Annotated in this window: 15 protein-coding genes and 4 pseudogenes; 15 read left to right on the top strand and 4 right to left on the bottom strand. The window is 41.9% G+C overall.

Annotated features, from left to right (window positions below):
- Window positions 1–202: 202 nt before the first annotated feature.
- Window positions 203–550 (top strand): GFA family protein, encoded by a 348-nt coding sequence (locus KP803_RS10980; RefSeq protein ID WP_248008882.1) that lies wholly within the window; start codon window positions 203–205, stop codon window positions 548–550.
- Between the two features lie 668 nt (window positions 551–1,218).
- On the opposite strand, the gene KP803_RS22030 is transcribed toward KP803_RS10980, so the two are convergent.
- Window positions 1,219–1,413: a Fic/DOC family N-terminal domain-containing protein gene (locus KP803_RS22030; RefSeq protein ID WP_427916946.1), complete on the bottom strand. Its 195-nt coding sequence runs from the start codon at window positions 1,411–1,413 to the stop codon at window positions 1,219–1,221.
- A gap of 215 nt (window positions 1,414–1,628) precedes the next feature.
- On the opposite strand from KP803_RS22030, the gene KP803_RS10985 reads away from it, so the two are divergent.
- The 4 genes from KP803_RS10985 (at window position 1,629) to KP803_RS11000 (ending at window position 4,038) form a co-directional block, all read left to right on the top strand.
- Window positions 1,629–2,402: a ParA family protein gene (locus KP803_RS10985; RefSeq protein WP_248008883.1), complete on the top strand. Its 774-nt coding sequence runs from the start codon at window positions 1,629–1,631 to the stop codon at window positions 2,400–2,402.
- A 16-nt stretch (window positions 2,403–2,418) separates the two neighbouring features.
- Window positions 2,419–2,718: a hypothetical protein gene (locus tag KP803_RS10990; RefSeq protein ID WP_248008884.1), complete on the top strand. Its 300-nt coding sequence runs from the start codon at window positions 2,419–2,421 to the stop codon at window positions 2,716–2,718.
- Between the two features lie 484 nt (window positions 2,719–3,202).
- Window positions 3,203–3,712 carry a hypothetical protein gene (locus KP803_RS10995; RefSeq protein ID WP_248008885.1) on the top strand — a complete coding sequence of 170 codons (510 nt, stop codon included), beginning with the start codon at window positions 3,203–3,205 and terminating at the stop codon, window positions 3,710–3,712.
- 8 nt (window positions 3,713–3,720) lie between these two features.
- On the top strand, window positions 3,721–4,038 hold the full coding sequence (locus KP803_RS11000) for a hypothetical protein (protein WP_248008886.1): 318 nt from the start codon (window positions 3,721–3,723) through the stop codon (window positions 4,036–4,038).
- A 279-nt stretch (window positions 4,039–4,317) separates the two neighbouring features.
- On the opposite strand, the gene KP803_RS11005 is transcribed toward KP803_RS11000, so the two are convergent.
- Entirely contained in the window at window positions 4,318–4,467 is a 150-nt protein-coding gene (locus KP803_RS11005; protein WP_248008887.1) for a hypothetical protein, read from the bottom strand.
- Window positions 4,468–4,575: 108 nt separating this feature from the next.
- Here KP803_RS11005 and radC point away from each other — a divergent pair, with 108 nt between their 5' ends.
- Window positions 4,576–5,061, top strand: a complete 486-nt coding sequence (gene radC, locus KP803_RS11010) for a RadC family protein (RefSeq protein ID WP_248008888.1) — start codon at window positions 4,576–4,578, stop codon at window positions 5,059–5,061.
- 132 nt (window positions 5,062–5,193) lie between these two features.
- Here the strand turns inward: radC and KP803_RS21920 are convergent, their stop codons facing one another.
- Window positions 5,194–5,316 (bottom strand): hypothetical protein, encoded by a 123-nt coding sequence (locus KP803_RS21920; protein ID WP_282437250.1) that lies wholly within the window; start codon window positions 5,314–5,316, stop codon window positions 5,194–5,196.
- A gap of 248 nt (window positions 5,317–5,564) precedes the next feature.
- On the opposite strand from KP803_RS21920, the pseudogene KP803_RS11015 reads away from it, so the two are divergent.
- From KP803_RS11015 to KP803_RS11025, 4 genes and pseudogenes are all read left to right on the top strand, one after another.
- Window positions 5,565–6,744, top strand: a pseudogene (locus KP803_RS11015) (alanine/ornithine racemase family PLP-dependent enzyme).
- A 9-nt stretch (window positions 6,745–6,753) separates the two neighbouring features.
- Window positions 6,754–7,017 carry a type II secretion system pilot lipoprotein GspS-beta gene (gene gspS2, locus KP803_RS11020; protein WP_345791560.1) on the top strand — a complete coding sequence of 88 codons (264 nt, stop codon included), beginning with the start codon at window positions 6,754–6,756 and terminating at the stop codon, window positions 7,015–7,017.
- Window positions 7,018–7,251, top strand: coding sequence for a hypothetical protein (locus KP803_RS21975; RefSeq protein WP_345791557.1), 234 nt, complete (start codon window positions 7,018–7,020; stop codon window positions 7,249–7,251).
- A 474-nt stretch (window positions 7,252–7,725) separates the two neighbouring features.
- Window positions 7,726–8,643, top strand: coding sequence for an Rpn family recombination-promoting nuclease/putative transposase (locus tag KP803_RS11025; RefSeq protein WP_248009057.1), 918 nt, complete (start codon window positions 7,726–7,728; stop codon window positions 8,641–8,643).
- Here the strand turns inward: KP803_RS11025 and KP803_RS11030 are convergent.
- Window positions 8,623–9,155: pseudogene (locus KP803_RS11030) on the bottom strand (hypothetical protein); the annotation flags it as partial. The gene KP803_RS11025 and the pseudogene KP803_RS11030 overlap by 21 nt on opposite strands.
- Before the next feature lie 469 nt (window positions 9,156–9,624).
- On the opposite strand from KP803_RS11030, the gene KP803_RS11035 reads away from it, so the two are divergent.
- From KP803_RS11035 to KP803_RS11050, 5 genes and pseudogenes are all read left to right on the top strand, one after another.
- Window positions 9,625–9,981 (top strand): hypothetical protein, encoded by a 357-nt coding sequence (locus tag KP803_RS11035; RefSeq protein WP_248008890.1) that lies wholly within the window; start codon window positions 9,625–9,627, stop codon window positions 9,979–9,981.
- A 37-nt stretch (window positions 9,982–10,018) separates the two neighbouring features.
- Complete coding sequence (locus tag KP803_RS11040) at window positions 10,019–10,405, top strand: DUF7659 family protein (RefSeq protein ID WP_248008891.1); 387 nt, start codon at window positions 10,019–10,021, stop codon at window positions 10,403–10,405.
- A 78-nt stretch (window positions 10,406–10,483) separates the two neighbouring features.
- Window positions 10,484–10,782 (top strand): annotated as a pseudogene (locus KP803_RS21980) (type I restriction endonuclease subunit M).
- Window positions 10,783–10,813: 31 nt separating this feature from the next.
- Window positions 10,814–11,069, top strand: a pseudogene (locus tag KP803_RS11045) (lytic transglycosylase domain-containing protein); the annotation flags it as partial.
- 569 nt (window positions 11,070–11,638) lie between these two features.
- Entirely contained in the window at window positions 11,639–11,998 is a 360-nt protein-coding gene (locus KP803_RS11050; protein WP_248008892.1) for a hypothetical protein, read from the top strand.

Raw genomic sequence — 11,998 nt, forward strand, 5'->3', positions numbered from 1 at the left:
AAGAAGCATGGCTAGTTGCACTTTTAGTTAACCCAGAATAGCTTGGTGATCCCCGGTTCTTGCAAAAACGAGCCGACGCATTCTGCGCCAAAACAGTTTAGAGTCCATACTCACACTCATTTCTAGGGAATGCGTTTGTTATACAAGAGCTATCCAAATTCAGAACATTTAGAAATTATTTCTCAATTAAGGGAATTATCGAATGAAATTAAGGTGTCACTGTGGAAACGTTAACTTAGTATTGGGCTCACCCCCTAAAGAAGTCGGTGAGTGTAACTGTACTATTTGTCGTCGTTATGCTGCGGCTTGGGCGTACTTTTCTCCAGAACAAGTACAAATCAACTTGAGTGAGAAAACCGCATTTTATTGTTGGGGTGACAAAGAAGTAGAATTCCACCGCTACAACTCATGTGGTTGTTTAACACACTACGTAACAACGGAGAAATGCTCCGAAGATATCTTGGCGGTAAATATGAGAATGGCTGAAAGTAAAGTGCTTTCGAGTATTCCAGTTCGCAAGATCAATGGTGCATCGTACTCATTCACCTAACAAATAAGGGTTCAGCGCTGCGCAACCAGCGTTAAATCCCGAGAGTTGAACAAGCAAGATGCTCTTATACAAGTAAATTGTGTGTTCATTGATGCAGGTGCGGGGCCAAGAGAGCAGGCTCAAGGCAATAGCTTCTTGATATGACGAAGATTATACGTAATGAGTTTTCGAGGGAGAGTTCATCTTATTATGAATCAACCTTCACTTTATCGTCCATGTTATGGTTTGTCCTCCAGAATGTGAAGAACACGTAAGCAGTATAGGTAGAAACGGTCAATAGCAGGAAGAGTACAATTACCTGAACTTACCGATGAGGAGGTTGAACGGTTTAGATATGAAATGGATTTTTGGGAATGGTGATTAAAATCTCTGTTGGAATAATATAAGTGCATCTTGAATGAATTCTAATATTATTATAATTCATGGCTAAAGAAGTGCTAAAAGTTAGAGGGTTACAAGGAGGAATAAGATGCTAACGCGAAAGCTTGCTATGGTAGCGATGCTTATCACACCAGTAGGTAAAACTGAGCAATTTTTGGGATTAAATTCGCGCGCGGTCGACATTGATTTTAAAATCATCCCAACGATGCTCCAGCGGTAAATAACCATGCGCGAGAAGGCTGTTCATTCCCTGGGTTATCCTTATTACTGGTGGCGTGTAAATGCTCTCACTCGTTCGTTGATTCTTTAAGTTCGTTCTTATGATCCACGGAGGTCGACTTGTTTGTCGATATGCTCGATCCAAATACGGCACTTGAGGAATCAAATTTATGCTTAAACAGTGTACCCGTCGTTGTCACAATATTTTCAATTTCAGAACTCGACTTTGATTCGAGTCTTGAGGTTTGGTTAAAAACAGGTATTGATTGGTGAGAAGCCTAATAACTTAATTCAACGCGGATAGGGCTCTCGCGGCTGGTGCCATCTTCTTTAGGGTTTTTACAGCCTTGATATTATCGATTAGTAACGGTAGATAACTTTAGGCGCTAATGAAAGGTGTAATACATATGTAATACATTGACAGGGTGCTGTTTGTTTTTTATTGTGTATTACGCATGTAATACACAAGGTGTCTATTATGAAAACAAAGATCATCAGTGCAGCGAACCAAAAAGGTGGCGTTGGAAAAACCACGACTCTTGTCAATTTAGGAGCTGAGCTTGCACGAAAACGAAAAGTGTTAGTTATTGACCTTGATCCTCAAGGGAACTGCTCCAAAACGTTAACCGGACAACGTGATTTTAACTTTGAAGAGACGATTGCTGCTTTGTTTGATAAGCCTAAAGTTGTGTCCATTGTCGATTTAATTCAACCTGCAAAGCTTAATGGAAACTCTATTGAAAACCTCTATGTCGTTCCCGCTGATGTTCAGTTGTCACGTGTCATTGAAACATCACTGACAAAAATTAACCGTGAACGAATTTTAGAGAAGCAATTGGCGAAGTTAGGTGATACCTATGATTTCATTCTTCTTGATACACCACCAAACTTATCCCTAACGACTCTTAACGCAATCCAGGCTTCAGACCTTATCTTAATCCCTGTTGACTCAGGTGCATTTTCATTAGATGGCATTAGCCCTTTACTCGAAGCTGTATCTGAAATTAAGGAGGATGAAGGTAATTATCTGATCCTGAGGAACGAGGTCGACTTAAGAAACACTATTATCAATGAGTTCATTGATGAGGAATTGGAGGTAGTGCAAGATAAATTGTTACCAGTATCTGTCCGTCGTTCTGAGCATGTAGGCCAAGCTAATGCCGTTTCTTCTCCTGTGCGTTTTTATAAATCGGGCTCTCTTGTTAATAATGATTACCGTAAACTCGCTGCATTTCTTCTAAATTTAATGTAATACATAGGTAATACATATGAGTAAGTTAAAGAAACGAGGAGCTATAACAGCTATCTCCACTCACAAGAACGAAGGTTCAAGTAAGTCGACTGGAATTACGACTGTCAAAAAGAAAGTGACGACATCTTATAAGGTGCCTCCTCTGACTCTTAGAATGTCACTGACTGATAAAGAACGGATAACTGATTGGGTAGCAAATCTGCAAGAGCAGACAGAGAGAAATGTGTCTGCAGCAAAACTGTACCGAGCCTTGGCTTTATATCGAGACAAGATCGATGATGAAGATCTCATCGAGTTGATCAACAAAATGAATTAAACATGTATTACCTATGTACTACATGTCTGATATAAAGGCTCGTTATATACTTTAAGCGATGTCATAGAGCCTACCTCGAACTTAACTTCAAACGCTGATGAACAAGAGTCTTGTTACCTGTTCTGAGCCTCATTTCCTTGTAAAGACAAACACTTTAAACGTGTCTTTATCACGACTCTTATGTTGCCTTAGGCGTCACCCTGCGGGCTAGGCCTGACTGCCCTAAGAGTCTGAGCGCCTTGTCGTTCCCTCCTCGTTGCTCTCTCTGTCTTTGAATAAGTTCGAATAAGGGCTTGTTTTCTTATGCGCCGATTTCTTTCACTCGCCTCATTTTCGGGCTCGCAGGCTGTTAACCGTCTCTCCCCACAACCTGTTTTTCAAGGGAAGCTTCGCCGCTGCGCGCCCTTGCAAAGCAGAACGATGTTGAGAGAGCGGACAGCCAAGCGGCTCCGAAAAGTGATACTCAAACAGAAAGGAAACTCTCATGGCGCAACAAAACTCAACCCCAACTCTCTCTAATTCAAATTCATCGACCAGCGTTTCGCCGCTGGAGCACGAAAGCTCACCAAAAAATGATATCTCTAGTCCTTTGGCGGTATTGAAGTTGCGCTATCAAGTCAAAAAGCGTCGTGATGAGACGAAAAGAAAGTCTGATTTTGTTGCCAAAGTCCAGCGTTTGAAAATGTTCAGTCGTCGTCAGTCGCCAGAGCAACAGGCTGATATCGCAGCGTTAAAAGAACAAGGGTTCGTTGAAGCTATCAAGCAGCAGTTTCCGCAATTGGTGTCGCGTCGTTTTGCTTTTCATGAAATCCGTGATTTTTTCATCGAATTAAATGGCGCTGGCTTTGGTGAATGGTTTCTTCACGAGCGAGTGGATCACATCATTATGTACACCACTTACGGGTCTGTGTTTCCAGCGTTTCGCTTTGTGGCAACGGGGGAGGGAACGTTTAAGTGCTCAGGATTTTGTTTCGATGTGCGTTTTGGCGCTTAGGGGGTCACATGACAGTTCGTTCTACAGGATCCGCAGACATATCCATGCACGTGATTTGGGTGAATTCAACCGACTTTGACTCCACCGTAAAGGTCGTCAAGGTTCATGAGATTTTGGTGAATGAGTTTGGGTATACCGACTCTTTAATACTAGAGGAAGGCAACCGAGGGAAGGGGGTGAGTATCAGTGTGTGCGATAACACTACCACCATGAAGCAGATGCGAGAAGACTACGCCTACGCCAAGAAAACGGAAAGGACGATAGAAACCACCTCCGAGCATCGCGAGTCGGCAAAGGCTTTACTCTCTTCTCTGTATGACGACTGAAGCCTGCTTATTGTGTAACGTCACAAACACTCATAAGAGAAGGTCATTAGTGTGTCTGGATTTTGTTTCGATATTCTAGCCGTTCGCGGCATTCAAACGGGTTGTGTTTTTCGACGAGCAACGCCTTGTTCGGTCCTGTACTAAGTGGTCAACGTTATCGAGTGAGTACGTTTAGGTTTTTTTGTGACAAATATGAGCACGTCGTCGGAGGGGGACGAACATTCGGTGTGAGAGCTCCCAGTCAAGTAAACCGAGGAAAACGCCTATCACGAGCTGGCATTAATCTCGAGCGGCGCAAGTCGAGTAACCGGCAGGGCGTCCTCTTAGTGGGGAAGGAACCTTTCTAACTGGGCGACGTGCTTTGGGTTGAGGTACTGGATCAGGCTGTCCTTTTGGCTTGTTGTCGCGACTTCCTTTAAACCGTCCCATTTGAGAACCCTCGCGCCAGGGAGGCTTCGCCGCTGCGCGCCCTTGCGCTACAGAACCTGCAACTGGGTACGGACAGTCAGACGCTCACCAAGACCGAAAGGAAATACCATGTCAGCACTTGTTCAATACTCAAATGTTTCGTTATTCACCTCAGAAGAAAAGGGCATCCTTGACCAGGCCGCAAGCATTCTCAAATCCAAACTGTTTATTTCAGAACAAACGCCATTAACCTCGCCTGAGTTGGTGAAATCGTTCTGCCAAACGTCCTTGGCCGCTTGTGAGTCTGAAGTGTTTGGGGTTATCTTCCTCGATAATCAACATCGAGTGTTGCGCACCAAAGAGATGTTCTACGGTACCGTTAATGCCGCTTCGGTCTATCCGCGTGAAGTTGTGAAAGCATCGCTGGCCACGAACGCGAGTGCGGTTATCCTCTATCATAACCACCCAAGTGGCGACGCCACCCCAAGTCAAGCTGACCGACACATTACCCGTCAACTGACGGATGCGTTAGCATTGGTTGACATTCGATTACTGGACCACTTTGTGGTTTCGTTTGAGAGTGTGGTGTCTTTTTCTGAGCGAGGCTGGATTTAAAAAAGCGGCTTATGGCCGCTGATTGAAATAGGGTAGGAGACTACCCTGTCATTACTGAGGGAACATGACGGGATAAGTACCAACCGATTCTGTCATGCCTTTATATTCTAGTATTCATACCGTTCGACTGCCTCACACATCGATATTCATCGACTGGGATTGCTTGACTCGCATCTCTCGTGTGTTGAGCTTCTCTCTTTTCCAGATAGTGATCTGCACCATCAATACTGAACACCAACCTAATCGACTTTCCATACGAATCGTTATTCATTAGTCGCGAATATTCTATTTTCCAAAACTCATTTCCATCCACCTTCGCATTCGCATTCGCCAGTTCTGGCTTGCCCCATTTAGTGGCTAATTATTAAACATAAATTATTTGTTTCGCGTATGGCGTGGGGATAGGTTAGCGGTATAACAAGCGGTTAGGTGTTCAACAATCGTCGCGCTCTAAGTAAGCAAGTACACCTAGATAAGCGTTATTTGAATTGGAGGTATTAAGGATGAGCTATCCTAGGTTAGACATCGATTGTGGGAAAATTCACCATAACGCTCAGTTCCTGATTACTCAGCTCTCACTGAAAAATATATCTGTTACGCCTGTAACAAAAGCCTTCCTCGGCCACCCTATCATCGCACAAGTTCTTATTGATGCTGGTGCAAAAATGTTAGCGGACTCAAGAATCGAAAATCTTCAAAAGATGACTGAATTTGGCATTGCTATCCCTAAAATGCTGATACGTACACCCATGCTCAGTCAAGTGGCGAGCGTAATAAAATACAGTGATATGAGTTTAAACTCTGAAGTTGAAGTGATTCAGGGGCTTTCACATGCAGCGGAACAACAAAATTGCTGTCACGATATTATTATTATGGTTGAGCTTGGCGATCTAAGAGAAGGTGTGATGCCTAATCATGTGATTGATTTTATCCGTGAGATTGTTTCTTTACCGAACATCACGATAAAAGGAATTGGTACGAATTTAGCCTGTCGGTATGGGGTCGCTCCAGATGATCAAAATATGAAGATTCTTTCTGGCCTTGCCGATGGAATTGAAGCTACATTTGGGATCAGACTAGAAATAATTTCAGGGGGTAATTCTGCTTCAGTTAACTGGGCTCTTCAGAGAACAGGTCTAACTCGAGTAAATAACCTTCGTATAGGAGAAGCCATTTTTTTAGGCTGTGAACCTTTAGAGTATGAATGTATCAAAGGTTTACATAGTGACGCAATTTCTTTGACCGCCGAAGTAATTGAATCCAAGATCAAACCGACTTTACCTTGGGGAAATCGAGGGTTAAATGCTTTTGGTGAAAAAGAAAACGTTCAAGATAGAGGATGGGTCTCACAAGCTATTCTGGCATTAGGTCGCCAAGATGTTTGTGTCAGCGGACTTAAGGCTCCAAATGGGATTAGTATCATATCTTCAACCAGTGATCATCTTGTCCTTGAATCCTCAAACAAGCCATTATATATAGGGGAAACAGTCACATTCAGTCTAGATTACAGTGCTCTTTTATCTTCTATGTCTTCACGTCATATCCAAAAATATTTTAAGGCACCTAAAGGAAGAAGGAGGACATAATGCTACGAATAACAGTAACTATCTTATCTTGGTCAGTGTCATGCTTAATGGCTGCCAGACAACCTCAATGAAATCTGATGAGCTTTGCCGATTATAGAGGACGGTTATCTCTAGCCAGCTGCCACAAGATTTAGGAGCACTCACGCTTGTTGGTGCTAAATCAAAAGCCAATATTGTGACCCTTGTTTTAGTAAAAAAGAAAACTGTAGATATGGACAGATTAGTTGCTCGAGTAACGGTCAGTTTTTGTGAAAATATTGAAATAAGACCTTTATTGGAATATGGGATTTCCTATCGAATTTTTACTTTAGGAAAAAATGATAAAGTAGAAAATATTAATGTCGTATCTCTAGCTAAGTGCTCTAGTTGAATGTTTAACACTCGAATGGATAAAAGCCAATACGAGTTGTTCAATCTCCTTAATGACATCATTTTATTGAAGTTTGATCGCTTTACGCCTTGGGGAAAAAACTTTATCACGGACCTGCACCACAAAGCTTTAACTAAGCAGACCATTTCAACTAAACAAGAACAACTTGTGTTAAAAATCTCAATGAAAGCTCACAAGCCAAAGAAAAAACGTACATACCAAGGTTTAATTTAAGTCTGTGTCTACCTAATGTTTTCAAGGTGTTCGGTATCTAGAAAACATTAATCGCATTTGGTTCAATGAGCTTAAGGTATTGATATGTATATTTAAAGGATAGCAACTTTCCAAGTAGTGACGATTGGTACAGCTAAGTATTCGAGCTCCTTTTCGACCAACAGTCAGTACCTTCCGAAAGCAGCAATGCATCTTCTAATTCAACTCCTAGGTAGCGGATAATTGCAAAAAGGTTCTGTCTAAAACTCTTACGCCATGCCATTAGCTCTGGTAGGGCAAAATTGATGAGGAACCTGATGATGAGCTTTTACTCTAAATAGGAAAGGGGCAAAGATTACTTAGAGTAAATAAACTAAATTGTGTGAATGGACTAAATTGATGTGTAGAAAGAAACCAACGTGGTGCAGGATTTTTATCCTGGTACGGATTTGACTTATTTAGTGTTAAGGTAATGGTGTGAAAAAGACCACGCCAATGCCTCACGATGCGCTCTTTAAGCAGTTTCTCACTCATCCTGAAACCGCTAAGGACTTATTGGATATTCACCTGCCTGCTGAGCTGCGTGAAATCTGTGATTTGACGACCTTAAAGCTCGAATCAGGCAGCTTTATAGAAGAAAACTTACGGCCTTATTATTCGGATGTCCTTTATTCTCTTAAAACGTCTCACGGGGAAGGGTACGTCTACGCGTTAATCGAGCACCAGAGTCGACCAGATAAACACATGGCGTTCAGACTGATGCGTTACGCTATCGCCGCCATGCAACAACATCTTGAAGCTGGCCATGAGCATTTACCTCTGGTGATCCCGTTGCAGTTTTATCATGGCAAAGTCTCGCCTTATCCCTATAAAATGAATTGGTTAAAAGGGTTCGCTAACCCTGACAAGGCTAAAGCACTTTATACTCAGGACTTTCCTTTGGTCGATGTCACGGTTATCTCCGATGATGAGATAATGCAGCATCGCCGTATCGCGTTACTTGAGCTTGTACAAAAGCACGCGAGGCATCGCGATATCATGGATTTCCTTGAGCCTCTGGTCACATTGCTCTTAACCGATTACACTACAGATAAGCAAGTACAGTCATTGATGAGCTACCTACTCCAAGTGGGTGAAACGAGTAACCTAGAAGCGTTAATTACGTCACTGGTCTCATCAGTACCTAAACACGAGGAAACACTTATGACTATTGCAGAACAATTGCGCCAACAAGGCGAGCAACGTGGCCGCCAAGAAGGGCGCCAAGAAGGTATACAATTAGGCGAGGAAAAAGGTCGCCAAGAAGCACTCAAGGAGATGGCGCGTAAGATGCTGCTTAATGGTCTAGATCAACAAACCATTATGGATGTCACGGGATTGAATACAGACGAACTAGCACAACTTTCTCATTAGCCGCTCAAGCATAAAGGGTTGTGTGGCAAAGTGGTGGTGCTGATAAAATCTGCCTGGAGATAAAGCTACATCGTCTATGGCTAACCGTGGGCTTCTAACTGGCATACCTAGAGCTATAATTTTGTTTATAGTTTTGACATTTACTATCATTTCACCTATTTGAGCGTTGTAATATATCAAACTCGCTTTAGCGCTTTTCCGCTTCATTTATTGAGTAACTCTCTTCCCAACGCCTTGCATTCTTTCGAAGTGCTCTCAATGAGGTAAAACCTTTCGCGCAACAAAACTGACTTCCACACTCATGGTTTCGAGTATATCGACATGAACAGCTAAGTGCAGCTTTTGCTATGTTCTGCGTTTCTTTGCATCAAGCTTTTTCACTTTTCACTTTTCACTTTTCACTTTCCACTCTCCCTGACCAAAAAGGTGGGGGCTAATTGAGTTAATGGCTAGACGGCGAATCGCCCTTTAGATTTATTGCTATATTTGACTTGAACCGCCTTCGAACGCTTACCTTTGAAAATTGAGTACGGACGGTTCTTTTTCTAACGCCAATCAACCTATAAAGTACGCATTAAACTTAAATATTGGGCGTTTTCCCTTCGGTCGACTCATTCCGTCGCTTCACTCCTCTCGCGATAACTTATGGCACTGTTATCGAGCAAGATCGATGTGACATTAAGTTACGGCGAACAATCACCCAACGCCTCCGCTACTGCGTAGCTGCGCATCGTCGTGCCTCCTTATTGCCTTTCACTGGCTTCAATTAAGGTCGAGTAAGGGCTTGTTTTCTTATGTGCCGATTTTCCTTTCGACTCGCATCACTGGATGGCGCTCGCAGACTGTTCACCATCCTCAATCAGAACCTTCTCTGCAAGGGTTAATAAACGCTGCGCGCCCCTGCAGAGAAGAACCCTGTTTGAGATCTGGACAGCCAAGCGGCTCCATAAAAGTGATACTCAAACAGAAAGGAAACTTGTCATGGCACAACAAAACTCAACCCCAACTCTCTCTACATTGACGCTCAGCGACCAGCGTTTCGCCGCTGGGCACGAAAGCTCACCAAAAAATGATATCTCTTTACTGCGTATTCCTCAGCGGACAGAGGAAGAAGAGCACGGCTTTTCTCTTACGCCGTGTAGCGACATTACCTTAGCTGAACTCAAAATCGCAGGATTTACTTCGCGTGATTCTAAGTTCTACCCATCCACTCAGGCTGAGGTTGAGAAGAGTATCTTGCACCACTTTAAAATAGGGGACTTAACTGACAATTTTATTGTGAAGGATGTATCAACCCCTTCGAGATCCCTCTTTTCGTTTCATCGATGCCCGTTTTAATTCTTGGGATATTTTTTAATAACGTAAGGAGTAAGTGATGAAATATCTCTCTCACTATATTCAAGCCAAACAAACGCAAGCATTTAATGAGGCGGGGGCGTTCTTTGCTTTTTCTAATAAGCAGTTCGATGGAGAAAAAAAAGAGGGCGTGAAATATGCGTCATTAGGTATGGGTTTAATTTGCCCTGTTGATAATGCGAAGCAATTAATGACCCGTTTAGATTCTATTGCTCAAGAAGGGATCGCCGAAGACATCGAAGAGAATGGTAAAAAAGCGATCATTCGCCGTGAGCTATTCAATCACGAATGTTTCTATACCAATGACATTTGTGATTGTGTCGAAAAGCTCGAAGGGTATGGCATTTCTTACGATGAAGTGTATGAGGTTTTTAATCACATTCGTAAAACGGAAGACGTTTATTAAACGCTAAAAGTAAAGCGCCTTGATATTTGCTGTATCAAATATCAAGGCAAATTCAATTTAAATACAGGGGTAAATAAATTGAACATTAAAAATGTCACATCAGGTAACGAAGAAACAAGAGAAAAAATCATGTTTGTACACAAGGCATTGCTGAACTGCTAAATAACAATATTGGTGTGAATTTACCGAATTACTTACATCGTCACCAAAATGGTAATTGGGGAAATGTCTGTGTTGAAGATAAACTTACCAATGACGAAGCCACCAAGACAGGCGATCGGGTTTTATTCAGTTACACCATTTGTAATAAACAAGTCTGGATAATTACCGAACGTGATCGTAGTTGCACTACGATTTTGCTCCCTAATAAATATTGATTACGTCAATTCACACGATATAATGGAGTTCTTTGGACTCATGCAAATTAACTCTAGATGGTTTTCTCGACTGGCTGAATTTAATGTCAATGAAACCAATGTTTACGAACCTTTTTTTTAATGTTTCATTAGGTGCGTGGGTATTAATCTCTAACTTTTCCAGTCATGGCTATAATTGGAATAGCGTAGGCGCTTATAATGCAGGATTTCTTAAACGTACCGAGAGCGCCAGAAAAATATACATCAAAAAATTTCAAAAAGTCTATTACCAGTCGCCATTTAAATAACCTTTATTGCACCATAACGGTGCAGCGCTAGTTGTGTCACGATCTTCTTTTTCCGTTTTACATTCCTTCCCTAATGGTCTCAATCACCCTAGATTCAATCGCCAACGGTTCGGCTTTTGAGCTCGACGTTCCTAAGACACACCCCAAGAAAACAAACTAGATGCAGACTCATTGGAGGTCATTGTTACCACTTGGGAATAATTCACACCCCACGGCGGATTGATTTTCAATCCGAATGGTTGTCTGTGGTAAAGATAAAGACTTTAAAAACAATGAAATAGTACGCTTCAGTGCGTAATCTAGAATGATGAAAAAATTTTCAAATTCTTCACTAAAATTTGGAATGAATGTTAATTGAAAATACTATAATTGTATTGCATTGTTATTTAGCCCTTTACTGGTAAGGGCTATCGGCCAGTTAAATACAGAATTAATGTTAGTGTATTTAAAGTGTATTTAACCCTTGCCTACCAAGGCATCCAAGATAATTCTTATCTTGTGTGTATTAAGATATTATTTGATAGTTATTGTAATATATTACCCACTTCTAACAGTAAGGAGAGTGGATTATGGCGAGAAGTCGAGTGTTACAAGCCTCCGTTAAGGGAAAATTGGAGACCGATTTTGATACCTACCTGCAAAGAGAAAATCTTACAGATGCGGAAGCGGTGCGCGATCTTTTGAGTTTTGCTTTACGGATCAAGTTGAATGATAGCGATGACGATCGTCCTTCGAACAGAGAGCTGCTGGAAGAAATGTATCGTCGTATTAGACAGACGCAGGGCACGGTCAATTTGGATTATACGCAAGGTTTCGATGGTGAAGCATTTTATCGAAATAAGCCGGAAGCAAATGAAATGCGTAATGCAGTAACAGCGGATGTTAATAATAAAGTCGATGAGTATCTTGAAGGCAAAAAAAAAGGGTAG

Source organism: Vibrio amylolyticus (genome assembly GCF_023145695.1).
Classification (GTDB): domain Bacteria; phylum Pseudomonadota; class Gammaproteobacteria; order Enterobacterales; family Vibrionaceae; genus Vibrio; species Vibrio amylolyticus.

What these genes read in the sequence shown, in the direction of transcription:
- KP803_RS21975 (WP_345791557.1), top strand. Translation starts at nt 7,018, where the DNA reads ATGTTTAACACTCGAATGGATAAAAGCCAATACGAGTTGTTCAATCTC.
- KP803_RS11035 (WP_248008890.1), top strand. Translation starts at nt 9,625, where the DNA reads ATGGCACAACAAAACTCAACCCCAACTCTCTCTACATTGACGCTCAGC.
- KP803_RS10980 (WP_248008882.1), top strand. Translation starts at nt 203, where the DNA reads ATGAAATTAAGGTGTCACTGTGGAAACGTTAACTTAGTATTGGGCTCA.
- KP803_RS11025 (WP_248009057.1), top strand. Translation starts at nt 7,726, where the DNA reads ATGCCTCACGATGCGCTCTTTAAGCAGTTTCTCACTCATCCTGAAACC.
- KP803_RS11040 (WP_248008891.1), top strand. Translation starts at nt 10,019, where the DNA reads ATGAAATATCTCTCTCACTATATTCAAGCCAAACAAACGCAAGCATTT.
- KP803_RS10995 (WP_248008885.1), top strand. Translation starts at nt 3,203, where the DNA reads ATGGCGCAACAAAACTCAACCCCAACTCTCTCTAATTCAAATTCATCG.
- KP803_RS10985 (WP_248008883.1), top strand. Translation starts at nt 1,629, where the DNA reads ATGAAAACAAAGATCATCAGTGCAGCGAACCAAAAAGGTGGCGTTGGA.
- radC (WP_248008888.1), top strand. Translation starts at nt 4,576, where the DNA reads ATGTCAGCACTTGTTCAATACTCAAATGTTTCGTTATTCACCTCAGAA.
- KP803_RS11005 (WP_248008887.1), bottom strand. Translation starts at nt 4,467, where the DNA reads ATGGGACGGTTTAAAGGAAGTCGCGACAACAAGCCAAAAGGACAGCCT.
- KP803_RS21920 (WP_282437250.1), bottom strand. Translation starts at nt 5,316, where the DNA reads ATGGAAAGTCGATTAGGTTGGTGTTCAGTATTGATGGTGCAGATCACT.
- KP803_RS10990 (WP_248008884.1), top strand. Translation starts at nt 2,419, where the DNA reads ATGAGTAAGTTAAAGAAACGAGGAGCTATAACAGCTATCTCCACTCAC.
- KP803_RS11050 (WP_248008892.1), top strand. Translation starts at nt 11,639, where the DNA reads ATGGCGAGAAGTCGAGTGTTACAAGCCTCCGTTAAGGGAAAATTGGAG.
- KP803_RS11000 (WP_248008886.1), top strand. Translation starts at nt 3,721, where the DNA reads ATGACAGTTCGTTCTACAGGATCCGCAGACATATCCATGCACGTGATT.